Genomic DNA, 24,605 nt, shown 5'->3' with positions numbered 1-24,605 from the left:
TGGCGCTGCGCTTATCCGGCCTGTTTTATGCGTCTGTAGGCCGGATAAGGCGGTACGCCGCCATCCGGCACATCCTGACTTAGCGCGCGACTGCGTCCTGAATTTTATCTTCTGCTTTCCAGATACGGTATTTAACGTCCACGTTTTCCGGGGTGTAGACCACAATCGGCAGCTTGCTGTTGTAACGGAGCATGCCGTCATCACCCAGATACGCAGTAATGAATTTCTTCTCTTTCTTACCGTCCGGGCAGGCCATCATGGTTGAAACCGGAGATGTGACTTTGTCGAAGACGTAGTAGTCATATCCCCAACCTTCCAGCGTTTTGCTGTCCAGCTCGCCACCCAGGCGGTGTTGGTTGCAGTCAACTTCCAGCGTTTGTCCGATCAGCAGTTCTACTTTCAGAGTAGATTCATCTTTCTCTGGGGTAAGCTGGATAACCTGGCGCTTCATACCCTTTTCCGCCTTAGGATAAGGGGCGACTTTTTCCAGCGGCTGAGCGGCGGTATCGTTACTGGCAGCCCATGCAGAGGTGCTGGCAAAGGCGGCGAAAAGTACGGCAGGGACAATTGTCTTCATCTTATTGTTCACAGTGTTTCCTTTCTTCTGTCTTTTGAACGAGTCAGGGGCAGGTTAACATATTCGCATCATCAATTAATCTGTATTTACTTATATTTTAAGTGTATCCAGCAATGGTTTACGTTCAATGTAGCGATATATTCTAAGAATCATCTTAAACATGAGATTATTATCTTAATATTGAATCGCTATATACGTGGCTATATAACTCATTGAAATGTGAGCAAAAGCGCATTTTTTCCCGCCAACTCAACACTCCTTTGATCCGGCAACAGCATTTACCCCAATTGGGGTACCTGTTACTGTTTGTCACGCTGGCGCTGATGCGCATGCGTAACCTGATTTTGATGATGGAAAAACGCCGCCCGTGGGTGAGCGAACTGATCTTAAAAAGAGGCCGCCAATGACCCCTGCATTTGCATCATGGAGTGATTTTTTCGCGATGGGCGGCTACGCCTTGTATGTCTGGCTTGCCGTAGCGATGAGCGTTATCCCGCTGGTGGTGCTGGTAGTGCATTCCACGTTACAGCATCGCGCAATTTTACGTGGTGTACCCGGTAAATACGCCACTCGTTCCTGGCTCACAGGTCATCGTGGTGCCAACCAATCCCATTTACATCTATTCCTTTGCTGAATTTGATGTAGCCATTATGACGGGGGTCACCCGAAACGGGGACTCAGGAGTCATCATTGGCGCTGAGACAATCGGGGGTAAAGCCCTCACTCCGGACTGGTCTGGTTATGTCATGGAGCTGCTGCCTGCGGCCACTTATAACGAGGGATTGCTGGTTTCAAACTCGACTGACTTCACCGCCATATCCAATCAGGCCGCGCTGATGACCTGTGCTTATTCCGGGCGCATTACGGTTAACGGCAGTGCGCCGCTTCCGGTGGGCGGTATTCCTTTCGGTAAATGGGATAACCCGAATGTGTCGGTGGGGTTTGACGGCGGCAGTATCATCGTGCGCGACATTTCCTACACAGGGCGGGATGACGTGGCCGGCACGGCGACGATTGACCTGGTGATATTCAATCAGACCGCACCTGTCGGTGGCGACGGTATCACGATGACCAACGCCGCAGGCCAGGTGACATTCTCCACGCTGAAACGCCCCTTTGTATATGACCGACAAATCCAGATCACCGATGCCTTCCAGGATATAGGCGGCGGGTTCTGCCAGATAGTCTATACCGGCGTGCAGGTGCGTATGAGCGGTGGATGGGGAAATATCAGAACCAAAGGCGTGGTCATGTCTGGCGGCAGCGTCAGGTCAGCCTACAACAAAGTGTTTGCAAACCGTAATTCCGGTTCATGGGATATGACCCGAAACAGAAATATCGCCATGCCCATTCTTATTATTCCGAACATGTACTGAGGAAAAACTATGTCAGCAGGAACCTTAACCCTGACGAATAACTCTGCTGCGGTCGCTGGCAGCGGGACCGCGTTTACAACCGAGGTGGCGGCAGGAGATTTTATTGTTGTTAAGGTCGGTGGTGTTCCCTATACGCTTCCGGTTAAGTCCGTGGAAAGTGGTACAGCGTTGACGCTGGTCAGCAATTACACCGGGCCAACCCAATCTGGCGCTGCCTGGTCAGCTGTTCCTCGTATGGCGCTGAATATGGTCACCGCGGCGCTGGTGGCACAGAGTGCAGAAGCCCTGCGCGGTCTGAACTACGACAAGCAAAACTGGCAGCAGGTATTCAGTGACACGGGGAATATCACGGTAAGACTGCCTGACCAGTCGGAGTTTTCGGGGCCATCATGGAAATATCTGGCTGAAAACGTAGTCATGAAAACGAATGGGGTCGTGCCTGTTACTTCAGGGGGGACAGGGGCTGCAGATAAGAAAAACGCGCGTATAAACCTGGAGTTAGAGCGCTTTAAGCAGCTTCAGGGTGAGACCTATATTCAGGCCAATAACCCTGATGTTAATCTGCTGATACAGGATTCGGGTACTTGGGGGATATATAGATCAGATACCAAAGCGTGGCATGCGTTAGGTATCGCGCAGGGGGGAACTGGTGCATTAACAGAAACTGGTGCGCGCTCAAATTTATACGTCGCAAGTGCACAATATAGTTTTGGCGTGGCACAAGGATGGCAGACATTCAGCAGAACACTTTCCAGTACAACTCTCCCGACAAAACCAGGCGTGTATTACGCATCCAGCAGCACCTGGGCGGCCACCGAATTTGGAACGGTATTGGTATTTTCAAATGGAGGAGATGATGCTTTGCCTTCCGCCACAGGATCCTGGATAAATATTCTTCAGTTAGGTAACGATGGAAATATCTATTATAAAATGGATATAAACGGGAGCCCCACTAACTGGGGAAAACTGTATGGTTCAAGCAATACCACTGTGGATGGAAACGGCAACCTGAAACCGGCATCTCCGATTGTGAAACTATATGGCGACGGCACTTCAGCCATTAGCTATGAGGCTGAAGGGGTCGTATCGGAGCGCATCGATACAGGTGTTTATAAAGTTTCCGGTGTTTTGGGATTTAACTCCAGCCCTGAATGGGGTGGTATGGACGGCGGATACGTTATTCCGCAAAACGGCAATTGCCTGCCATTGCTATGGGTGGATTTTAAAATACTCCCTGATGGGGATCTCATCATCCGTACGTATCATCGCGCGCATAGTAGTGCGCCGGAATATGCCAGAAACCTGATTGGTATTAAAAATGACGATGGTTCATTTACCGAAACGGTTAAAGATGGCGACCCGGTGGATATCCCGGCTGGTCGCTGGATAGATTTGCGTGTTGAGATGCCGCAAAACAGCATCTGGAATCAGAAACAGAAAGATATGCTGGAGGCGATGGAAAAAGCTGAATATGAGCGTCAGCAAAATCAGCAGGATGCTCAGGTGTAAAAATGATGGTTGCCGCAACCACACCGTATGCAAGAGCATGATTGCGGCCGACTGGCGAACGTTCGATAGTGCGAGTATTGAATGATTGCCAGTCACGGCGGATTGTACTTAAGCAATATGACGGTTCAAGGCATTTAATCTGAAACCAGCCACATATCAGCCTCTTCAAACATTTCCTGAACAGTACGGCTAATCTGTTCTTTCTCATGCTTGCTGGCGTCAGTGTTGATCGCCGGCAGTGTCATCATCGGTTTTACCCGAACATCAGCATCGGGGAAGATCCGGTGAACCCTCTTGGTTAACTCGCCCAGAATGATATCTTTTGCACCGGGCAGACCATCAAAATTCCTTTTGTCATAAACGAGTTCCACGAACATTGCTCATTGCTCCTTTACTGGATGGATATACAGTATTTATACTGTGTTTTTATCCGGTATTCAAGAGAGGGCGTAAACATGGGCTTTCCTTCACCTGCGGCAGATTATGTTGAAACACGAATCTCCCTCGATCAGCAGCTAATCAGCCAGCCAGCAGCGACTTATTTTATGCGGGCATCGCGTTCACATTTCAGGGAAGGGATAATCCAGGGGGCGCTACTGGTTGTTGATGCGTCACTTTCTCCCTGTGATGGCTCGCTGCTGATCTGCGCGATAGACGGAGAATTCAGGATCAAGCGATATCGGACACATCCTCAACCCCACCTCGTTAATCTGGAGAACGGGAGAAGGGAGGCGCTGCCAGTAGATGATGACGGTTACAGTTCTGCACCCGCTATATTCGGGGTGATCACATACATCATTAATGATGCCAGGAACGCGGAGTTTGATGATTGCCCGGTTATGTGAATAGCTGAAACTTTACGGTAAAGCCGATGTTTTGTGTCGGGGTTTTTCCCCGATTATTCCCCATAGCTTCCCCGTTCAGAAAACAGGCACAAAAAAACCAGCCGTAACAGGCTGGTTCTTAGAGGATTTTTGGTCGGCACGAGAGGATTTGAACCTCCGACCCCCGACACCCCATGACGGTGCGCTACCAGGCTGCGCTACGTGCCGACGCTATGGCTGCTAATACTACTGCTTTCCGCTACGAATGCAAGAGCATGTCTCGCTAACTGATTTATAATTAATCAGTTAGCAATAAATCGCTTCTCATCCGTCAGAACCTGTAACAGCAGACTTAGCTGCGGTTTCTGATCTTTTATTTTCTCGCCGCGCAAATTATAGGTCTGATAATTACCGTTGTTGTTCAGCACCAGCGTCATCTCGGGTGTGGTAACGGCCATCGTGCTGCCGTCAGCGGCAGTAACCCAGTAATGGCGGCGAGTTGCATTGAACAGATCCTGCCCCTGCGAGTATTCGTTAGCAGGTGTACTGACGTGCAGCAGGCGCTGCATCAGCGTTGTCATCAGGTCCGTATGATCGGTCAGACTATTGATGCGCTGTGCTGGCGTTCCCGGCCAGTGAATAACCAGAGGAACCTGCAGATGGCCTCGCGACCAGGCAAAGCTGTTCTCTTCCTGCGTCAGCGGCACGCCCCGACCTGCGGTAATAATCACCACCGTGTTGTTCAGTTTGCCGGAGTCGCGCAGGGCGCTAATAACGCGGTTGATGTTGGCATCCACATCCTGAGCGGCGCTTGCATAGCGTTTGGCAAAGTTCTTCTGGTTACTCTCATCAAGGTTGGTCCCGTTAAAGGAGACCCACGAGAACCAGCGGTTATCTTCCTGCGCGTAGCGTCCCAGCCAGTTAATCCACTGGCTTGCGGTTTGGTCGTCAGATTGCGTCTGCACGCTTGGCATGGAGAAATCTGACAGCAGCGCCTGGCGATAAAGCGGGCTGGTAAAGCCATCCGAGGAGAATAGCCCTAACTGATAGCCCTGCTGGTTCAGCGCGGAAATCAACGCCGCAGGCGTTCGGGTCGATAAAATCCCATCCATGTAGCTTGGTGAGACGCCGTAAAACAGGCCAAAAATCCCGTTATCCGTGGTGTTGCCAGTGCTCATGTGACGCGTGAAGGAGATATTCTGCCCGGCGAATTCAGCCAGCGCAGGCATCTGCTTTTCAAAGCGTGAATAGTTCAGGCCGTCGACGGTGATCAGCAGGACGTTCTGGCCGGTGCCCATATCGCGATAGCGCAGTTCGCTCAGCGGGTACTGCACGGAAACTGCTTCCGGATTCCCCTGCTCGATCAGGCGACGCTGATACTCTTGCGCATCCAGCAGACCATGTTTTTCCAGGAACTTACGCGCCGTCATCGGGTAGGAGAGCGGCAGATTCGCGCGCTGCATGGTAATCGGGCGATAGAAATTGGCATCCGCCCAGATATACACCACGTGCGAGGCGATAAAGCAAATGAAGAAGAATGCGGCTAACGGTTTGGCGAAGTGGCGACGACGCGTCAGGCTACGCAGCTTTTGCCAACTCCAGGTCGCAAACAGCATTTCAATTAACAGAATCACTGGCACGCTGATAAACATCAGTTGCCAGTCACGCGCCGCTTCATTCTGGTCAGGGTTGATGACCAGTTCCCAGACGATCGGGTTGAGGTGCAAATGGAAGCGGGTGAAAACTTCGCTGTCGATTAGCAACAGCGTCATGCCCACTGTCGCCAGAATAGCTGATAAGAATCGCATCAGCCTCTGGGACATGACGATAAACGTCAGGGGAAACAGGATTAGCAGATAGGTGGCAAACACCAGAAAACTAAAATGTCCGACCAGGCTTACATAGGAATAAATACGACCTGCAAGCGTTGTCGGCCAGTCGGCGACAAACAGGTAACGGCTACCGAGTACCACGGCCAACAGGATGTTGAACAAGGCAAACCAGTGCCCCCAGCTAACCATCTGGGAGACTTTCTCACGGTAGCGCTGACGATGAGTTACCATAAACTGTTGTTCGTTTCCCCGGAGCAGGCTCTTAATGCGCTTGGTCGTCGTTTACCGAAGACTGTAATGCGCGGGCAAAAGAGTTGGCAATCGCCTGGCGCTGGGCCGGTGCGATGCTTGTATTGATAAGGTTAGTCACCATATTTCCCAGTACCATCAGGGAAAGGTCGGTCGGCGCCTTATGTTTTTCCAGTACGTTGAGCATCTCATTCAGCAGTTGTTCAACGTGTTCGTCACTATAGCGGGAAATTTGTGGCATAAATCGAAATCAGTCTGTTCATGAAAGGGCAACATATTACCGTACAGACAGTTTTTTTTCTGCTTTTTTATCTTCTATTGCGTCACTGCCCGGCAGGTGGTTGAATACCGCCCGGTCTAAAAGGAGAGTTTATCATGAGTCTGGATATCAACCAGATTGCCCTGCACCAGCTTATCAAACGTGACGAGCAGAACCTTGAGCTGGTCTTGCGCGATTCATTACTGGAACCGACAGCGACGGTTGTCGATATGATGGCTGAGCTGCATCGGGTATATAGCGCCAAGAATAAAGCTTATGGCCTGTTTAGCGAAGAGAGTGAACTGGCACAAACGCTGCGTTTACAGCGTCAGGGCGAAGAGGATTTTCTGGCATTTAGTCGTGCCGCGACCGGACGCTTGCGGGACGAGCTGGCGAAATATCCTTTTGCCGACGGCGGCATTGTCCTGTTCTGCCATTACCGCTATCTGGCGGTAGAGTATCTGTTGGTCGCCGTGCTGAACAATTTAAGCAGCATGCGCGTCAATGAAAATCTGGATATCAATCCGACGCACTATCTGGACATCAATCATGCGGATATCGTGGCGCGTATTGATTTAACCGAGTGGGAAACCAATCCGGAGTCCACGCGCTATCTGACGTTCCTGAAAGGGCGGGTAGGGCGCAAAGTCGCCGATTTCTTTATGGATTTCCTCGGTGCCAGCGAAGGTTTGAATGCCAAAGCGCAAAACCGTGGCCTGCTGCAGGCGGTCGATGACTTTACTGCCGAGGCGCAGCTCGATAAAGCTGAACGCCAGAACGTGCGTCAGCAGGTGTACAGCTACTGCAACGAACAGCTACAAGCCGGTGAAGAGATCGAGCTGGAGTCGCTGTCCAAAGAGCTTTCCGGCGTCAGTGAAGTTAGCTTCAGCGAATTTACCGCTGATAAAGGCTACGAGCTGGAAGAGAGCTTCCCGGCAGATCGCAGTACGCTGCGTCAGTTAACCAAATTTGCCGGAAGCGGCGGTGGGTTAACCATCAACTTCGACGCCATGCTACTGGGTGAACGTATTTTCTGGGATCCGGCTACAGATACTTTGACCATCAAAGGTACGCCGCCGAACCTGCGCGACCAGCTGCAGCGTCGCACGTCGGGCGGGAAATAAAACCGTTTGCCGGGTGAGAGCGTAAACGCCTTATCCGGTCGACGAGAACCATCAATATCGATTACAAAATCCCATAAAAAAACCCCGCCTTGGCGGGGTTTTTCTTCAACTTGTTTGCGATTACGCGCGAACGAAGTCGATGTGAGACAGCTTCGGCTTGAACGGGTGACGCTGTACAGCCTGAGCTTTAACTTTAACTTCTTTACCGTCAACAACGATGGTCAGAACTTCGCTGTAGAATTCAGCTTTAGCTTGCATGTTCATAACTGCATCGTGATCCAGTTCGATAGCAATCGGGGCTTCTGCGCCACCGTAGATGATTGCCGGGAACTTGTTAGCGGCACGCAGGCGGCGGCTCGCACCCTTACCCTGCTCTTTACGTACTTCAGCGTTGATAGTAAACATTTAAATCTCTCTTTAATAATTCCTGCTACAGGCGACCCAGCAACAGGTAAGTGATCTGCTTTGCGTATGCAAAAGCGGGCGAGATTCTATACTCAAACAGCTGGTACATCAATCAAAAGTACGATTAACCGCGTAATTCATGTGCCCGACGAAAGCGTCCTTCATAATCGAAGACCTTTTCACGGACCTGCCAGTACTGACCTTTCATGCGCGCGACCACGAAATCAGGATGACGTAACAGCGCCTGCTGGGCGAGGATATCGGCAGCGGTTATCCAGCGTAAGGGAATGCCGGGCGTTCTGGTGTGCGGGCGAATAAACAGTTGCTCGAAGGCCGTTCGCTGCGCGGGAGTATGCAGGCGAAAGCGTTCGCTGACGTCGGCGCCATCTTCATCGTAATAGGTAATTTTCAGCCATTCGCCTTTTTCATCCTGCCCATTTTGTAGCGCCATCCCGCTGCAGCGCAGAACCAGCGCATCTTTAAGCCTGAGCGCGGCTTTCAGCATGTCATCCGGGTCAACCAGTACTGCGTCGCACTCCCTACAACGGCGGGCGGCGATGTCATTTTCCGCGTTGCACTGCGGGCAGTTTTTAAAACGGAAACGAAAATCGCACTGTTCGCGATGGCCGTCATCATCTTCAAACCACCCCTGACAGCGGCGGCCAAAGTGCTCAATCAGCGTGCCGTCGGACGTTGTTTTGCCCCAGAAGGTATTGGCAAACCCGCAGGCTGGGCAGAACACCTGTACCGGAACGTTGTCGCTTTTCCCTTTCGGTGCGCCGACTTCTGGCGCGTACAGGTCGTGCGGATTGCCAGCGTAATCGAGGATCAGACAGTCGGTTTTACCCGGCGCCAGGCGCAGCCCACGACCGACAATTTGTTGGTAAAGGCTAACTGACTCGGTCGGGCGCAGAATGGCGATAAGGTCGACGTGCGGGGCATCGAAGCCAGTGGTCAGGACCGACACATTCACCAGATAGCGAAAACGTTGTGCTTTGAACTCTTCAATCAGCACGTCGCGTTCGGCGCCAGGCGTGTCTCCGGTGATAAGTGCGGCGTCGTCAGCAGGCAGCAGACCCAGAATTTCTTTGGCGTGTTCAACTGTGGCGGCGAAAATCATCACCCCTTTACGCGTCTGGGCAAACTCGACAATCTGGCTGATGATATGCGGCGTTATTCGCTGCTGCTTTTTCAGCTCCTGATTCAGGTCCGCTTCGCTAAACAGGCCGTTACTTTGCGCCTGCAGGCGGCTGAAGTCATATTGCACTACCGGCATGTCGAGGCGTTCTGGCGGCGTCAGGTAGCCGTGTTTAATCATGTAGCGCAGCGGTAATTCATAAATGCAGTCGCGAAACAGTGCTTTTTCATCGCCGCGCACCATTCCGTGATAATGAAAATGATAAATCCAGCCTTTGCCCAAACGAAAAGGTGTGGCGGTAAGTCCGAGCAGGCGTAAGTGAGGATTTACTTTGGTCAGGTGAGTGAGGATTTGCTGATACTGACTCTCTTCATCATCGCCAATGCGATGGCATTCATCGACGATAAGCAGGGAGAATTCTCCCTGAAAGGCGTCCAGATTACGCGCTACCGACTGTACGCTGCCAAATACTACTTTTCCGTGGCTCTCTTTACGCTTCAGGCCTGCGGCAAAAATATCGGCTTCCAGCCCCAGCGCACAATATTTCGCATGGTTTTGTGCGACCAGTTCTTTGACGTGCGCCAGTACCAGTACGCGACCACGCGCCACGCGGGCCAGCTCGGCAATCACCAGACTTTTGCCCGCGCCGGTTGGCAGGACGATAACCGCCGGGGTGCGGTGGTGGCGAAAATGGTTGAGCGTGGCGTCCACGGCTTCTTTTTGGTACGGGCGAAGAGTAAAAATCATGGGCTCACTATGATAAACAATAACAAGGAGTAGTATGCCATGAATCATTTCTCTTGAGGGATGGTGTAACGCCGCTATACTGGGCGGATAACGGTCCCACTTTTCGGGCGTAAACCCGATTCTCGTATTTTTACAGGCAAAATCACACACATGCGACTTGATAAATTTATCGCTCAGCAACTCGGCGTCAGCCGCGCTATTGCCGGACGTGAGATCCGTGCTAACCGCGTTACCGTCGACGGTGAAATCGTCAGAAATAGCGCTTTTAAGCTGCTGCCAGAACACGACGTAGAATATGACGGTAATTCCCTGGTTCAACAAAATGGCCCGCGCTATTTTATGCTGAATAAGCCTCAGGGTTATGTTTGCTCAACGGATGATCCCGATCACCCGACGGTGCTCTATTTCCTTGATGAACCGGTTGCCTACAAACTGCATGCGGCAGGGCGTCTGGATATCGACACCACTGGACTGGTACTGATGACCGATGACGGACAGTGGTCGCATCGCATCACCTCTCCTCGTCACCATTGTGAGAAAACCTATCTGGTGACGCTGGAGTCGCCAGTGGCAGATGATACCGCCGAACAGTTTGCCCATGGCGTACAGTTGCACAATGAGAAAGACCTGACCAAACCGGCCGTGCTGGAAGTGATTACGCCAACTCAGGTGCGCTTGACCATCAGCGAAGGGCGCTATCATCAGGTTAAACGTATGTTTGCCGCAGTGGGTAACCACGTTGTGGAACTGCACCGTGAACGGATTGGTGACATCAGGCTTGATGAGGATCTGGCGCCAGGTGAATACCGTCCTTTGACTGAAGAAGAAATCGCCAGCGTTAACTTAACCCCGCGTTAATTTCAGGAGCTAAATGTGACCACCCGGCAGAACTCGTCAATTGCCATTGTCTTTATCCTTGGCTTGTTAGCCATGTTGATGCCGTTGTCGATTGATATGTATCTTCCGGCGCTGCCTGTTATCTCTGAACAGTTTGGTGTGCCAGCAGGTAGCGCGCAGATGACCCTCAGTACCTATATTCTGGGGTTCGCAGTGGGGCAACTGTTCTATGGGCCAATGGCAGACAGCCTTGGACGCAAGCCAGTGATCCTGGGCGGGACGCTGGTGTTTGCGGCGGCGGCTGTGGCCTGCGCACTGGCGCAAACCATCGATCAACTGATCGTGATGCGTTTCTTCCACGGCCTGGCTGCGGCGGCGGCGAGCGTGGTTATCAACGCCCTGATGCGTGATATCTATCCGAAAGAAGAGTTTTCGCGCATGATGTCATTCGTCATGCTGGTCACGACAATTGCGCCATTAATGGCACCGATTATCGGTGGCTGGGTGCTGGTATGGCTGAGCTGGCACTATATCTTTTGGATCCTCGCCATGGCAGCTATTCTGGCGTCGGTGATGATCCTTACACTGATCAAAGAGACTCTGCCGGTAGAGCGTCGCCAGCCGTTTCGCCTGCGTACTACTATTGGCAACTTTGCCTCGCTGTTTCGTCATAAACGTGTGCTGAGCTATATGCTGGCCAGCGGATTCAGTTTTGCCGGGATGTTCTCGTTTCTGAGCGCCGGACCCTTTGTCTACATTGAGATCAACCACGTTTCACCGCAACATTTCGGTTATTACTTCGCACTGAACATCGTATTCCTGTTCGTGATGACTATCATCAACAGCCGCTTTGTGCGTCGGGTTGGGGCATTGAATATGTTCCGTACCGGTCTGTGGATCCAGTTCGTGATGGCTGGCTGGATGGTCTTTAGCACACTGTTTGGGTTGGGGTTCTGGGCCCTGGTTGTGGGCGTTGCGGCGTTTGTTGGCTGTGTGTCGATGGTGTCATCTAACGCCATGGCGGTTATTCTGGATGAATTTCCACATATGGCAGGAACGGCGTCATCGCTGGCAGGGACATTCCGCTTCGGCATTGGCGCCATCGTTGGGGCGCTGTTGTCTCTGGCGACCTTTAACTCGGCCTGGCCAATGATATGGTCGATCGCATTTTGCGCTACCTGTTCAATTCTCTTCTGTCTTTACGCCAGTCGCGCCCAAAAACGGTGATCTATTACACATCCTGGGGGCCTTAAGGCCTCCAGAGTTGATATACATCAACCGCAAATCTATCATTTCCCCTGGTTATGTTTATTTTATGTAAAATCAATTTATGTAAAAAGTCACATCATTGTAGTTAAAAAGGTTGAGTTAGATCGCAGAAACGAGTACATATAGCCCGGAAATATGCCAGAACCATTGAATAATTTTAATTACCTGGTTCGGAAAGCGGCATAAAGACAGGGTGTAAACGTTTACCAACTGTCTGAAGACGTATTGTCAATGATGTGTTAATATTGATGTAAAATAATTGTGAAGTGATTGTGCTTCCAGGGAAAGAAAGTGATGACATTACAACTCTCAATCGTTCATCGTCTGCCGCAGAGCTATCGTTGGTCGGTGGGTTTCGCAGGTTCAAAGGTTGAACCGATTCCGCAAAACGGTCAGAGCAATGAGAACAGCCTGGTGGCGCTCAAATTGCTCAGCCCTGATGGTGACAGCGCATGGTCAGTCATGCATAAGCTCAGCCAGGCCCTCAGCGACATTGAGGTACCTTGTTCGGTACTGGAATGTGAAGGGGAGCCGTGCCTGTTTGTGAATCGCCAGGATGAATTTGCCGCGACCTGCAGACTGAAAAACTTCGGCGTGGCCATCGCAGAGCCGTTTTCAAATAACAATCCGTTTTGAGCGTCAGCTTAGCGCAAGCAGCTGACGCGTATAGGCTTGCTGTGGCGCGTTAAATACGTGCTCGCATTGCCCTTGCTCCACGACCTCTCCCTGACGTAGCACAATAACCTGATGGCATAACGCGCGTACTACGTGCAAATCATGGCTGATAAAAATATAAGCCAGCCGATGCTTTTCCTGTAAGGACTTTAACAACGTCAGGATTTGCGCCTGTACGGTTCTGTCAAGCGATGATGTTGGCTCATCCAGGATAATCAAGGAAGGTTTGAGAATCAATGCTCTGGCGATGGCAATACGTTGGCGCTGACCGCCGGAAAACTCAGCCGGGTAACGATGCCGCGTTTCGCTATCCAGTCCCACTTCCGTCATCACCGCTTTCACCTGCGCTTCGCGTTGTTCGGCTGACAGGGTTGGCTGATGAACGCGTAACCCCTCCTCGATAATCTGTAGCACGCTCAGGCGTGGGTTAAGCGAGGAGTTGGGATCCTGAAATACCACCTGAATACGGTGACGGACCGGCAACAGCTGGCGACGATTTAAGGTATGCAGTGCCTGACCATCGAATACAATACTGCCCTGTGAGGAGATTAACCTCAGGAGCGCCAGTCCGGTAGTGCTTTTCCCCGACCCAGACTCACCTACCAACCCCAGCGTTTCACCGGGCCGCAGAGAGAAACTGATATTGTTAACCACGACGTTGTGGTCTACCACACGCTTCAGGATACCTTTGCGGATGGGGAAGGCGACGTGCAGTTTTTCCACTTCCAGCAGCGGGGCTTGTCCGGCCGGTAAAGGCACCGGGTCGCCGGAAGGTTCACTGTTTAGCAACTTCTGCGTGTAGGGATGCGTGGGCGCAGTGAGCAACTGTGCTGCTTTATTTTGCTCAACGCACTGACCGTTTTGCATGACCGCCACGGTATCGGCCAGCTTTTTCATGATGCTGAGGTTGTGGGTGATGAACAGTAATCCCATGTTCAGCTCGCGCTGTAGTTCCCTCAGCAGTTGCAGGATCTGTGCCTGAACGGAAACGTCCAGCGCGGTAGTCGGTTCATCGGCAATCAGCAGCTCCGGTCGTGTCAGCAATGCCATGGCAATCATCACGCGCTGGCGTTCCCCGCCGGACAGTTGGTGCGGGTAGTCTGCGAGACGTTTGGCCGCCTGACGAATGCCGACGCGATCCAGACAGGTCAGGATTTCTGCTCGCGCGGCCTCCCGACGCATTCCCCTATGCAGCGACAGCACTTCATAAAGCTGTTTTTCCAGATTGTGGAGCGGGTTCAGTGACACCATTGGTTCCTGGAAAATCATGGCGATTTTATTCCCCCGCACGCCGCGAAGCGTTTGCTCATCGGCGTGAAGTAATGATTCACCATGAAAACGGATGTCGCCGGAAAGGTAGACGACCGGAGGGGAGGGCAATAACCGTAAAATAGATAGCGCGGTCACGCTTTTACCTGAGCCGGACTCCCCCACCAGCGCCAGCGTTTGTCCGGCATCAACGCGCAGTGACAGATTGTTGACCACGGTGCGCACGGTCTCTTGTTGACGAAAACCTACCGATAAATTGTCAATAGCTAACAGAGGTTGTGTCATCTTAAATCGCCTTGTTGGGATCGAACGCGTCGCGTACCGCTTCACCAATAAAGATCAGAAGCGATAAGAGCAGGGCAACGGAGATGAACGCGGTGATGCCAAGCCACGGCGCCTGCAGGTTGTTTTTACCCTGTAACAGAAGTTCTCCGAGCGATGGCGAGCCAAGCGGTAAGCCAAACCCAAGAAAATCCAGCGAGGTTAGAGTGGTTATCGAGGCGCACAAAATAAACGGTAAAAAGGTCAGAGCGGCAACCATCGCATTGGGTAGCATATGGCGCAGAATAATACTGCTATCGCTCACGCCTAGCGCCTGAGCGGCACGAATATAATCAAAGTTTCGGGTACGTAAAAACTCCGCGCGCACCACGCCAACCAGGCTCATCCAGCCAAACAACACCGTAATACCCAGCAGCCACCAGAAGTTAGGCTGGACAACGCTCGACAGTAGAATGATGAGAAACAGCGTTGGCATACCGGACCAAACTTCAATGAATCGTTGCCCCCACAGGTCCACCTTGCCGCCATAATAGCCCTGTATTGCGCCAGCCATAATGCCCATCACGCTCGAACACAGGGTGAGCATTAAGCCAAATAAGACCGAAATACGTGTGCCGTAGAGGATCCGTGCCAGTACATCACCGCCGTTGGCGTCTGTTCCCAGCCAGTTTTGTGCAGAAGGCGGGGAAGGGAAGGGCTTATCGGTGGCAAAGTTAATGCTGGTGGCCCCAAAGCGTATTGGTGCCCACAGGATCCAGCCCTGGTTTTCCAGGCGCTGCTGTAGCCACGGATCCTTATAATCAGCCCGGGTCGCCAGCGGTCCGCCGAAGTCGCTTTCACTGTAGTTTTTGAACAGGGGGAAATACCAGCTATTGTCGTAGCGCACCAGTAACGGCTTATCATTGGCAATCAGTTCTGAACACAGACTAAGACCGAACAGCACCAGAAAAATCCACAGCGACCAGTAGCCGCGACGGTTGTGGCGAAAGCGCGCCCAGCGGGCCTGATTGACGGGGCTTAATCGCGACATTAGCGTCCCTCAAAATCAATACGGGGATCGACCAGCGTATAGCTGATGTCGCTGAGGATATTCAGCAGCAGACCGATCAGGGTGAAGATATAGAGTGTGCCAAACATTACCGGATAGTCGCGCGATACGGTGGATTCATACCCCAGTAGTCCCAGACCGTTAAGCGAGAACATCACCTCAATCAGCAGCGAACCGGTAAAAAACATGCTGATAAACGTCGCCGGGAAGCCGGCGATCACCAGCAACATGGCATTGCGAAACACATGTTTCCACAGAATATTTTTCTCGCTGACCCCTTTAGCGCGTGCGGTGACGACATACTGTTTGCGCACCTCATCCAGAAATGAGTTCTTGGTCAGCATAGTCAGCGCGGCAAACCCACCAACTACCGTCGCCAGCACCGGCAGGGTAATATGCCAAAGGTAGTCGGTCACTTTCTGATACCAGGGCAGGGAGTCAAAATTGGCGGAAACCAGCCCGCGCAGCGGGAACAGGTCGTAGTAGCTGCCCCCGGCAAAAAAGACGATCAGCAAAATGGCAAACAGAAAGGCCGGAATGGCATAGCCAATAATAATAAATGCGCTACTCCAGACATCAAACCGGCTGCCGTTGTGAACCGCTTTGCGGATCCCAAGGGGTATCGACACCAGATAGATGATGAGCGTACTCCATAGGCCCAGCGTAACGGAAACCGGCAGGCTGTCTTTGATAAGCGTCAGCACAGAGGCGCTACGAAACAGGCTGTCGCCGAAATCGAAACGAATATAGTCCCAAAGCATTTTGAAATAACGCTCATGAATGGGCTTATCGAACCCGTAGCGCCGAGTGATTTCCGCGATGACTTCCGGGTCCAGACCCCGGCCGCCGCGATAATTACTGTCGCTGATGTTACCAACGCCGGTTTGCGCATGGCTGGCGCGAACGCCTTCGCTACCCGCGCCAGGTAATGCCCCGCTTTGCCCGAACTCAATGGCGGCGACGGCCTGTTCAACCGGACCGCCGGGGGCAATTTGCACGATAAAAAAGTTGATGGTGATGATGGCCCAAAGCGTTGGGATCACCAGCAGCAGACGTCGAATCAGATAAGCGCCCATCTATTCTCCCTGCCGTCTGGCTGCGGGCAGTTTCGCCGCTTTGTTGACGTCATACCACCAGTTGTCGAGGCCAATGGTATAAATTGGGCGAATAGCCGGATGCGAAAATTTGTCCCACCAGGCGATACGATCCTCGGCCATAAACCACATCGGCAACATGTAGTAATTCCAGGTTAAAACTCTGTCCAGTGCCCGGCCGAGTGGGATCAGCTTGGCTTTATCACCTTGCGCGGCAATGATTTGACCGATCAGCTTATCGATAACCGGGCTTTGCACACCGGGGGCGTTATAGCTGGAGTCAATATATTGAGAAGCCCACAGAATTTGCAGGTCTGAACTCGGCCACGGCATTGCGCGATACAACCTTGGCATCATGTCATAGTCGCGACTGCGTAAGCGGTTGGTGATTTGTGAGTTATCAACCTGGCGAATGTTCATGGTAATGCCTAAGCGTTGCAGGTTGTGCTGGAACGGCAACACCCACTGACTGTTGCTGCCCGCCGGGAGCAATAGTTCAAAGCTCAGAGGTTTACCGCTGACGCTGTTTACGCGCTGCTGTCCCTTGAGTACCCATCCGGCTTGTTCCAGTAAGGTATCGGCTTTCAGCAAGTTCTCACGATCGTATCCATCGCCTTTTGATTTTGGCGGCTGATAGATTTGGCTGAAGACCTCAGGAGGGAGATCTTTTTTCAAGGGCGCGAGTATCACCAGTTCATCTGCATCGGGGTATTTTGTCGCAGCATATTCGGTATTCTGAAAATAGCTGTTGGTCCGGCTCCAGGCGTTATAGAACAGGGCTTTATTCATCCATTCAAAATCAAAGGCCAGCGTGATGGCTTCCCGCACCCGTCGGTCACTGAACACCGGACGCTGAATATTAAAGGCCAGCCAGCGCGTATCCTGGGCGGATTCATTTTTTTGTTCATCTTTGATGATGTAATGATTCGCAAAATTTTTCCCGGTATAACGCGTCGCCCAGTTTTTGGCATCATTTTCAAGACGCAGATCAAACGCACCGGCCTTAAACGCTTCAAAAGCGACGTTATCATCCAGATAATAGTCGTAGCGGATGGTATCGAAGTTCCAGCGTCCACGATTGACGGGTAGATTAGCGGCCCAATAATCTTTGACGCGCGAATAGACAATATACTGGCCCATCTTCCATTTGGTAATGCGATAAGGGCCGCTGGCGAGCGGTGGCGAGGATAAGGGATCGCTGAGCTTATGATTTTTCCAGTACTTCTCTGGCATCACGGGTAATGAAAACAGGCTGAGCATGTCCTCTTTACCCGGTTTGGCTAATTCAATGCGTACGGTTAATGGCGCGATGGCTTTTACCGTTGTTCCCTTGTAGACCAGACGAAACTGCGGCACGCCTTCAGTCATAAATTTGTGGAAAGTGAATGCGACGTCGCGGGCGGTAATGGGTGATCCATCGTGAAAACGCGCTCGTGGATTAATGGCAATTTCTACCCAGGAATAGTCGTCAGCATAGCGTGAGCTGTCGGCAATGAGCGGGTAATAGCTACCAGGCTCATCGTCAGAGGTTGTAAACAGCGTATCGTAAAGCGTTTCGGTACGTGCGCCGGGATTACCTCGCATTGCATAGCGGTTAAAGTTGTCAAATGTGCCAATGGCGGAGAGGGTGATTTGACCACCTTTAGGGGCTGCGGGATTAACATAATCGAAGTGATTAAAGTTAAACGCGTACTTCGGTTCACCCAGCACGGCAAAAGCATAGCTTTCTTTGATGGATTGCGCCTGGGCGCTAAACCCGATGAGGGCGATAAACAGAAGCAATACGCGAGGGATCATTAAAAGCGATTTCCTTTTCCTGCCACAACCCGACGGGCATCATGCCTGAAAGATAAGAGATGTAGCGGCGAGTGAGAATATATGAATCGCATACTGCGATCACCACGTCGGCTTATTGGGCTGCGCCATCCAACGCACGAAATCAGCAAGCTTTAATGGGCGGCTAATCCAGTATCCCTGGAAAAAATGTACTCCACGTTCGCGCAGCCAACGGGCTTGCTCAGGTGTTTCTACCCCTTCAGCAACCGTCAGCATATTAAGACGTTTAGAGAGTGTCAACACGGCGTCCAGAACCGGAGAGGTCAGGGTTTCCGTCCCAATGGCGTTAATAAAGCCGCGATCGATTTTCAGGTAGTCAACGGTAAACCGTTCCAGATAAATAAGTGCGCTATGACCGGTGCCAAAATCATCAATGGCAATCTCAAAACCTGCTGAATGCAGCCATTCAAATAGCTTTGTCGCCTCGTGCTGATTGAGCATATCTCGTTCAGTGATTTCCAGTACTATCTGAAAATAGTTTGCGGGAAGCGAAGCGTGCAGGTGCCGAATGTCGTCCTTAAACGTCTCGCCGTGTAAGTGCGTTGGCGCGATATTGATCCCCAATTTTGCGCCAGCGGGTAACACTTTTTGCAGCGTCGGCGCGTCCTGGGCTATCAGCTTGAAGAGGTGCTGGGTTAGCGGCACAATCATTTTCTGTGATTCAGCGTAATGAATAAAGGCATCCGGTGGGATCTCACCCGTTGTTGGGTGATGCCAGCGTAATAGTACCTCAACGCCTTTCACCTCCAGCGTTTGCATCTCTACGACTGGCTGGTACACCACATAAAACTGGTTATGTTTGATGGCGTTGAGGATATCTTTGCCTGGGCGTAAACGGATGCTGTAGATGTAGTACCAGAGAAGGAGGGCGGTCATGATCCCGGCCATGCATCCGAGCATGATGGCGTATCCAACATCTTTATACGTCCACCGATCCGCGTAAAAACGCACCTCCAACGGGAATGTAGACAAGGCTGCATTATATGATGGGAGAGCAGGGAGTTCAGACACGGGGATTAATTGTTTGGAAAACGTGGTGATAGCCGTCTTCCCGACGATGAGTGCCACACCGTTGAAATCATCTTGCCGGGCGTTATAGAGAAGATAGGGTGCCAGGTTAACATTCAGGGTGGCAAAAACGCCGCTGTTCTGTAATGAATGATTGCGATACCAAATGAGTATTGCCGGTTTATTCGGCATCATTGGCGTACCGGGTTGGAGATCCATATCGATATCTTTCGTCATGTCCAGAACGGGAACCAATTGCTGAAGAGGCGTATTCATTGAACCGGTTGCTGAAGAGCAGAAAGCGATACCGTCTTTTACCAGCAAAAAGGCCCGCACATTCAGGCTAAACGCGGCGCTGGAAGTGAGTTGAGCTGAAGCTTGCGAGCAGGTGTCTTTTACCAGAGGTTGCAGTGTGTTGGTGGTGGTTTCAAGGTCAGCGAAGAAACTTTCAATATAGTTTTGTATGTTAGACGTTAGCGTGTCGTACTTTGCGTTTCGTTGATGCCATGACATAAAAAACTGCAGTGAGCTGACGAGTAACGCGACGACTATCCCCGTTATAACGCAGGTGAGCAGGAGTTTCCGATCGGAAGAAGAGGAGCGCCTTAACATAGTTCCTTATGTTTACCTGAAGTAACCACTTATCCTGTATGAATATAACCTGAAATGACTCATGTTGTGAGATTTTTCTTAGTCACAAGGGCAAAGCAAAAAAAAACACCGCCGCAGCAGTGCTTTTTTATATGTCTCATCAGGATAGCCAAGGGATAGCTGCCAAACGAAATTAACTGCGGCTTAGAACCCGGCGAGCTTCGTTGTAACGTTTTTTCCAGTAAGGCTCGTTCATGCTGGAAATGATAACGCCACTGCTGGTCGAGGCATGTACGAACTGGTTGTTGCCGATATAAATACCGACGTGTCGGCCAGTAGAGCCAGCACGGAACAGAACCAGATCGCCTGTACGCAGATTAGTGCGCGAAACGGATTTACCCGTTTCCTGTTGTTCATAGGTTGAGCGAGGAAGCTCTAAACCAAATTGCTCACGAAACGTACGCTGTACGAAGCTTGAACAATCAATGCCTTTTTTGGTGCTGCCGCCAAGGCGGTAACGCACGCCTTTCCAGTCAGCATATTGGTCCATAATACGTGATTTAACATCGATATTACGTACCATATTTTCAAATTCATCCTGAGAGGCTTGCAGTGAAGAGTTATCTCCATTGCCCACAGCATGCGTCTCAGAATGCATATTCCTGGCGGTGTTCGTTGTGCTACATGCAGAAAGCAGAACCGCAACTGCTATCGCGGGTATGCCCCGCAAGATATATCTCAAAATCGGTTGAGATTTGACCATTTTGTTTGTTTTCCCTTGAAGTCCTTAACGATAAATATCGTTATAAAAAATGCCAAACGTGACGAGACTAATTACCATCGCACGATGAGACAATTCCTTAAGGTCAAATCTGTGGCAGAACGCACAAATTTATTCTGAAAGGGAATAATTATCCCGCGAGGCAAAACGTGTTCGAGATTACCCTATCGTTCCGGTCAATGCGAGTGATTTTACGTGATTTCTTATAAGAAAAATTGATACAGAAAGTGAATAAACGGCATTGTTTAAATTAAGAACAATCAGGGTAAAAAACACGCAACTTACTCATTTTAAACATGAATAAGATGACAGGAGAATGACAATCAGAATGATGAAATATTGCCAGGCATCATCAGGGAATCAGAAGTATCCCTGATGATGTTAATTACTCTGCGTTATTTGTTTAAAAATTGTTTTTTTTTGCCGGGTAGATAATTCACGAACAGAGTGACTAATCGGTCGCTTAATGGCGTCATTAGCCACCAGGGAAGGCCAATCAAGACCACCGTCATGGAACCAACCACGATATCGGTGAGCCAGTGGGCGCCAATCATTACGCGTGGGAAGGCAAAAACCACAGCGATAATAAGGCCGATTATTCCTGCGACTTTTCCGAAATAACGCAGCATGAATGCGGAAAAAATAAGCAACATCATGCCGTGATCGCCAGGAAAACTGTCTTTCGACGCATCTTTGGTCGGAATATGCAGCAGTTCGCTGACGCGATAAATATTATCCAGCATCAGGGTTGGGCTGGCACGTTTAACGGGAATAAGCGCCTGGCCCAGCTGATTTAATATCACTGCGGTAAGCAGCATAACCAAACCGATAGCCACAATGCGTCGGCGACCTTCCGATGTCTCTTTGAGCCAAAAGTGCAGCATCAATGCGCCCATTGCCAGCAATGAGCAGCCATCAAATGCCCGGTTATTGGTTATAGCAACAACCCATAAGAACAGCGGACTTTCCACCAGTTTATGATTAAAGAAGCGGAAAACGCCCGTATCCAGTGAAGACCAGAACCCATGCCCGGCTGGAATATACCAGGACAGAAACAGTGCCAGGCCCACAATATTAAGCAGGAGGATTAGAGGGTATCGGGTTTTCATCGTCGTTTACCATTGCTAAAAAACGAAGGCAACCTTACGCGCTAGCGCCTAAACGAAGTCTCAACAATGCGCTCTGTAGCGCATTCCAGTCGGTCTCGGTATCGGCGATGAGTTCAATACGACTATCTGGTGGCGCGACGTTTTGCGTCTCTATATGCCAGTCGTCTCCCTGGCGGTTAATGCGTACCAGTCCTTCTTTAATACGCATTACCCCCTTCACTCGTCCAACAGGAGCAAGACGCGACCATTCCAGCAGACCGATAGTATCGAACACAGTATCGGCGTCAAAAATCCAACCGCAGGCCTGATGGCCCTGTCCGCTGTTCAGGCTACGACGCCAGCGCTGCTGTGCGGGTAGACTCAACGCTGCTAGCCCCTTTTTGTCGGCATGACTATGGGCGTGCTCCGCGCTTGCAGGAAGCTCTGCCAGGTTTAGTCGGGGCAAATCCAGTAGCTGTCCGTCAATTTGTCCATGGTCGGCATGAACTAACTGGCGATTACCTCCATAGTGTTGCCACCAGCTTTGCAGGGCGTCTTCGCTTTCCGTCGTGGCACGGTCGGTTTTGTTGGCAACAATGATATCTGCGGCGGCCAGCTGGTCGCGGAAATTGTCATTGGCGACGCTTTTTTCATCCAGTAACAGCCGCGGGTCAAGAATACAGAGGGTCGCACGCAGATCGATCCACGGTTCGTAAACCGGTGCGGTGAGTAAATCCAGAATCTGTTTAGGGTGGCCGAGGCCAGTGGGTTCAATGAGCAGACGGTCAGGTTTTCCCTGACGCAGCAGCGTATTGAGACCAACCTGCATCGGCAGACCGTTAACGCAGCACATACAGCCGCCGGGGATCTCTTTTAACAGCGCACCGCTGTTAGCCAGTAGCGCGCCATCAATGCCAACTTCGCCAAACTCATTAACCAGCACGGCCCACTTCTCAGCAGGATCTTTGTTTGCCAATAAATGAAGAATAGAGGTGGTTTTGCCACTGCCGAGAAAACCGGTGATGAGATTGGTTTTAGTCACATTTACTCCAGATTCATAAATTACCGTAATGGCATTTAACAATCCTGGCGAAAAACGGTGAAAAAGAGAAGGGGTGAGAGGACGAAGACGCGCTTCGTCCTGTTTAATGGCAGAAATCGTTAACTTTTTAACGTATCAATGACAGCCTGATGCGCACCGTATTGGGCAATGCGTTGCCAGGCCTGCTGAATGGCCGCGACAAACTGCGGATTCTGGACGAGATCGGTGGCGAAAATCTCGCGCAGCGAAAGCAGGGCGCTGACACGTTCTGACTCTGTGCTCTGTTTAACCAGAGCGGCAATTTTCTCACTTAGTGGGTCACGAATATCAATTGCGGCGCCTGAGTCATCCACGCCGCTCACATAACGCATCCAGCCTGCGACACCGAGCGCCAGCAGCGGCCATTCGCTTTGGCGGGCTAAATGTACGCGGATCCCTTCCAACATGCGCTGGGGTAATTTCTGGCTACCGTCCATCGCAATTTGCCAGGTTTTATGTTTCAACGCTGGGTTGGCAAAACGCTCCAACAGGCTTAGGGCATACTGGTCTAAATCAACGTCGGTAATTTGCAGCGTAGGCGCCTGTTCGTTGAGCATCAGACGGTGGGTGGCTTCACGAAATGCGCTGTCCTGCATACAGTCGCTGATGTGCTGGAACCCGGCCAGATAACCGAGATAAGCGAGAAACGAATGACTGCCGTTCAGCATCCTCAGTTTCATTTGTTCCCACGGCAAGACGTTTTCGACCATCTGGACGCCCGCCGTTTCCCATTCTGGGCGGCCACACACAAAATTATCTTCAATCACCCACTGGATAAACGGTTCGCAGCTGATTGCGCAAGGATCGGCAACGCCCAGCTCGCGTGCGATTTCAGCCAGTGACTCTTCGGTAGCGGCAGGAACAATGCGATCCACCATGGTACCCGGGAAGCTGACATGCTCCTGAATCCAGGTTGCCAGTTCTGGTGAACGTTTTTCCGCCATTCCCAGTACGGCGTTTTTTACCACATGACCATTGTCCGGGATATTATCGCAAGAGAGGACGGTAAACGGCTGTAGCCCGCGTTCACGCCGGCGGTGTAGCGCTTGAACAATAATTCCTGGGACAGAGTGCGGTTCAGTCGGTGTTTGCAGATCGTGAGCAATACGTGGATTACTGAGGTCTAACGAGCCTGTAGCCGGATCGATGCAGTAGCCTTTTTCCGTAATGGTTAACGAGACAATAGCCACCTGAGGCTCGCAGAATTTTTCAATAATAGCCGCCAGTGAATCCAGCCTGGCGTTGAGACATTCGTTGACGGAGCCGATAACAATCGGTTGGTTGCCGTTGGCCCCTTTCTCCAGCACGGTAAATAAATGATCCTGTTCGCGCAGTTGGCTCATCAGTCGATCGCCGCTGAACAGACTGATCTCACAAATACCCCAGTCTCCACCCTGCGCATTCAGCACCCTGTCGGTGAGTAACGCCTGATGGGCGCGGTGAAAAGCACCGAAACCAAAATGTACAATCCGCGTTTTTAATTGCTGGCGGTCGTACTGCGGCATCATGACATTTTCCGCCAGTGGCGCTGAGGCAATAGTTTTCATTAAATACACCTGATTAACCATTAATTAACAATGGCAGTATAAAGTTATATGACAGCAAATTGAATTGGTGTGCCTCATTTATCCGGGGAATGTGAGCTTGATCAACCAATCATCGGCAATGTGTTGATCATCTAACGGATGCCTGTATGGTAGTCGCCA

Annotated in this window: 23 protein-coding genes, 1 tRNA gene and 2 pseudogenes; 10 read left to right on the top strand and 16 right to left on the bottom strand. The window is 51.2% G+C overall.

What is annotated here, in order from left to right; translation table 11 throughout:
- Nucleotides 1–79: 79 nt before the first annotated feature.
- Entirely contained in the window at nucleotides 80–577 is a 498-nt protein-coding gene (gene eco / locus E6P06_RS19265; protein WP_044711545.1) for a serine protease inhibitor ecotin, read from the bottom strand.
- On the opposite strand from eco, the pseudogene E6P06_RS28270 reads away from it, so the two are divergent.
- The 5 genes and pseudogenes from E6P06_RS28270 to E6P06_RS28025 form a co-directional block, all read left to right on the top strand.
- Nucleotides 556–615 (top strand): annotated as a pseudogene (locus E6P06_RS28270) (hypothetical protein); the annotation flags it as partial. The gene eco and the pseudogene E6P06_RS28270 sit on opposite strands and share 22 nt — an antisense overlap.
- Nucleotides 616–867: 252 nt before the next feature.
- Nucleotides 868–984 (top strand): annotated as a pseudogene (locus E6P06_RS19260) (heme ABC transporter permease); the annotation flags it as partial.
- Nucleotides 981–1,211, top strand: a complete 231-nt coding sequence (gene ccmD, locus E6P06_RS28030; RefSeq protein WP_246862887.1) for a heme exporter protein CcmD — start codon at nucleotides 981–983, stop codon at nucleotides 1,209–1,211. The pseudogene E6P06_RS19260 and the gene ccmD, both read left to right, overlap by 4 nt.
- A complete protein-coding gene (locus E6P06_RS19250) occupies nucleotides 1,174–1,953 on the top strand; it encodes a DUF6453 family protein (protein WP_246862886.1) in 780 nt (259 codons plus the stop codon). The genes ccmD and E6P06_RS19250 overlap by 38 nt, the downstream gene beginning before the upstream one ends.
- A 168-nt stretch (nucleotides 1,954–2,121) precedes the next feature.
- A complete protein-coding gene (locus tag E6P06_RS28025) occupies nucleotides 2,122–3,462 on the top strand; it encodes a phage tail protein (protein WP_371419192.1) in 1,341 nt (446 codons plus the stop codon).
- A gap of 134 nt (nucleotides 3,463–3,596) precedes the next feature.
- On the opposite strand, the gene E6P06_RS19240 is transcribed toward E6P06_RS28025, so the two are convergent.
- Nucleotides 3,597–3,839, bottom strand: coding sequence for a DinI family protein (locus E6P06_RS19240; RefSeq protein WP_003840850.1), 243 nt, complete (start codon nucleotides 3,837–3,839; stop codon nucleotides 3,597–3,599).
- Between the two features lie 21 nt (nucleotides 3,840–3,860).
- On the opposite strand from E6P06_RS19240, the gene E6P06_RS19235 reads away from it, so the two are divergent.
- Nucleotides 3,861–4,307 carry a S24 family peptidase gene (locus tag E6P06_RS19235; protein ID WP_231504641.1) on the top strand — a complete coding sequence of 149 codons (447 nt, stop codon included), beginning with the start codon at nucleotides 3,861–3,863 and terminating at the stop codon, nucleotides 4,305–4,307.
- A 130-nt stretch (nucleotides 4,308–4,437) separates the two neighbouring features.
- On the opposite strand, the gene E6P06_RS19230 is transcribed toward E6P06_RS19235, so the two are convergent.
- The 3 genes from E6P06_RS19230 to E6P06_RS19220 all read right to left on the bottom strand — a co-directional run bounded on the left by E6P06_RS19230 (nucleotide 4,438) and on the right by E6P06_RS19220 (nucleotide 6,608).
- Nucleotides 4,438–4,514: transfer RNA gene (locus tag E6P06_RS19230), tRNA-Pro, on the bottom strand.
- A 74-nt stretch (nucleotides 4,515–4,588) separates the two neighbouring features.
- Nucleotides 4,589–6,349 (bottom strand): LPS biosynthesis-modulating metalloenzyme YejM, encoded by a 1,761-nt coding sequence (yejM, locus tag E6P06_RS19225; protein ID WP_121540256.1) that lies wholly within the window; start codon nucleotides 6,347–6,349, stop codon nucleotides 4,589–4,591.
- 31 nt (nucleotides 6,350–6,380) lie between these two features.
- Entirely contained in the window at nucleotides 6,381–6,608 is a 228-nt protein-coding gene (locus tag E6P06_RS19220) for a YejL family protein (RefSeq protein WP_003027506.1), read from the bottom strand.
- A 134-nt stretch (nucleotides 6,609–6,742) separates the two neighbouring features.
- On the opposite strand from E6P06_RS19220, the gene yejK reads away from it, so the two are divergent.
- Nucleotides 6,743–7,750, top strand: a complete 1,008-nt coding sequence (gene yejK / locus E6P06_RS19215) for a nucleoid-associated protein YejK (RefSeq protein ID WP_003027504.1) — start codon at nucleotides 6,743–6,745, stop codon at nucleotides 7,748–7,750.
- Nucleotides 7,751–7,870: 120 nt separating this feature from the next.
- Here yejK and rplY read toward each other — a convergent pair whose 3' ends face one another.
- Together rplY and E6P06_RS19205 are read right to left on the bottom strand one after the other, a co-directional pair.
- Complete coding sequence (gene rplY / locus E6P06_RS19210; RefSeq protein ID WP_003027502.1) at nucleotides 7,871–8,155, bottom strand: 50S ribosomal protein L25; 285 nt, start codon at nucleotides 8,153–8,155, stop codon at nucleotides 7,871–7,873.
- 124 nt (nucleotides 8,156–8,279) lie between these two features.
- The gene (locus E6P06_RS19205) at nucleotides 8,280–10,040 is read right to left on the bottom strand and encodes a DEAD/DEAH box helicase (protein ID WP_139935585.1); all 1,761 of its coding nucleotides are present in this window, start codon (nucleotides 10,038–10,040) and stop codon (nucleotides 8,280–8,282) included.
- Nucleotides 10,041–10,190: 150 nt separating this feature from the next.
- Here E6P06_RS19205 and rsuA point away from each other — a divergent pair, with 150 nt between their 5' ends.
- From rsuA to E6P06_RS19185, 3 genes are all read left to right on the top strand, one after another.
- Nucleotides 10,191–10,898: a 16S rRNA pseudouridine(516) synthase RsuA gene (gene rsuA, locus E6P06_RS19200; RefSeq protein WP_003027496.1), complete on the top strand. Its 708-nt coding sequence runs from the start codon at nucleotides 10,191–10,193 to the stop codon at nucleotides 10,896–10,898.
- Nucleotides 10,899–10,913: 15 nt separating this feature from the next.
- Nucleotides 10,914–12,104 (top strand): Bcr/CflA family multidrug efflux MFS transporter, encoded by a 1,191-nt coding sequence (locus tag E6P06_RS19195; RefSeq protein ID WP_003027494.1) that lies wholly within the window; start codon nucleotides 10,914–10,916, stop codon nucleotides 12,102–12,104.
- Between the two features lie 333 nt (nucleotides 12,105–12,437).
- Nucleotides 12,438–12,782: a YejG family protein gene (locus tag E6P06_RS19185; protein ID WP_085951589.1), complete on the top strand. Its 345-nt coding sequence runs from the start codon at nucleotides 12,438–12,440 to the stop codon at nucleotides 12,780–12,782.
- Between the two features lie 3 nt (nucleotides 12,783–12,785).
- Here E6P06_RS19185 and yejF read toward each other — a convergent pair whose 3' ends face one another.
- From yejF to E6P06_RS19140, 9 genes are all read right to left on the bottom strand, one after another.
- On the bottom strand, nucleotides 12,786–14,375 hold the full coding sequence (gene yejF / locus E6P06_RS19180) for a microcin C ABC transporter ATP-binding protein YejF (protein WP_115490068.1): 1,590 nt from the start codon (nucleotides 14,373–14,375) through the stop codon (nucleotides 12,786–12,788).
- A gap of 1 nt (nucleotide 14,376) precedes the next feature.
- Nucleotides 14,377–15,402: an ABC transporter permease gene (locus tag E6P06_RS19175; protein WP_071687867.1), complete on the bottom strand. Its 1,026-nt coding sequence runs from the start codon at nucleotides 15,400–15,402 to the stop codon at nucleotides 14,377–14,379.
- Nucleotides 15,402–16,496: a microcin C ABC transporter permease YejB gene (locus E6P06_RS19170; RefSeq protein ID WP_003834575.1), complete on the bottom strand. Its 1,095-nt coding sequence runs from the start codon at nucleotides 16,494–16,496 to the stop codon at nucleotides 15,402–15,404. Before E6P06_RS19170 ends, E6P06_RS19175 begins: the two co-directional genes overlap by 1 nt.
- Nucleotides 16,497–18,311 carry an extracellular solute-binding protein gene (locus E6P06_RS19165; protein ID WP_139935584.1) on the bottom strand — a complete coding sequence of 605 codons (1,815 nt, stop codon included), beginning with the start codon at nucleotides 18,309–18,311 and terminating at the stop codon, nucleotides 16,497–16,499. It lies immediately after the preceding gene.
- Between the two features lie 99 nt (nucleotides 18,312–18,410).
- The gene (locus E6P06_RS19160) at nucleotides 18,411–19,970 is read right to left on the bottom strand and encodes a cyclic di-GMP phosphodiesterase (protein WP_139935583.1); all 1,560 of its coding nucleotides are present in this window, start codon (nucleotides 19,968–19,970) and stop codon (nucleotides 18,411–18,413) included.
- Nucleotides 19,971–20,142: 172 nt separating this feature from the next.
- Entirely contained in the window at nucleotides 20,143–20,712 is a 570-nt protein-coding gene (gene mepS, locus E6P06_RS19155) for a bifunctional murein DD-endopeptidase/murein LD-carboxypeptidase (RefSeq protein WP_003027474.1), read from the bottom strand.
- 413 nt (nucleotides 20,713–21,125) lie between these two features.
- Complete coding sequence (locus tag E6P06_RS19150; protein WP_139935582.1) at nucleotides 21,126–21,839, bottom strand: phosphatase PAP2 family protein; 714 nt, start codon at nucleotides 21,837–21,839, stop codon at nucleotides 21,126–21,128.
- Between the two features lie 34 nt (nucleotides 21,840–21,873).
- On the bottom strand, nucleotides 21,874–22,860 hold the full coding sequence (locus E6P06_RS19145) for a GTP-binding protein (protein ID WP_016150669.1): 987 nt from the start codon (nucleotides 22,858–22,860) through the stop codon (nucleotides 21,874–21,876).
- A 119-nt stretch (nucleotides 22,861–22,979) separates the two neighbouring features.
- Entirely contained in the window at nucleotides 22,980–24,446 is a 1,467-nt protein-coding gene (locus E6P06_RS19140) for a mannitol dehydrogenase family protein (RefSeq protein ID WP_139935581.1), read from the bottom strand.
- Nucleotides 24,447–24,605 lie beyond the last annotated feature (159 nt).

Source organism: Citrobacter sp. CF971, assembly GCF_006385635.1.
In the GTDB taxonomy this organism is placed as follows: Bacteria; Pseudomonadota; Gammaproteobacteria; order Enterobacterales; family Enterobacteriaceae; genus Citrobacter; species Citrobacter freundii.
Note: the sequence above shows the minus strand (reverse complement) of the source record. Positions and strands in the feature narration are given on the sequence as shown.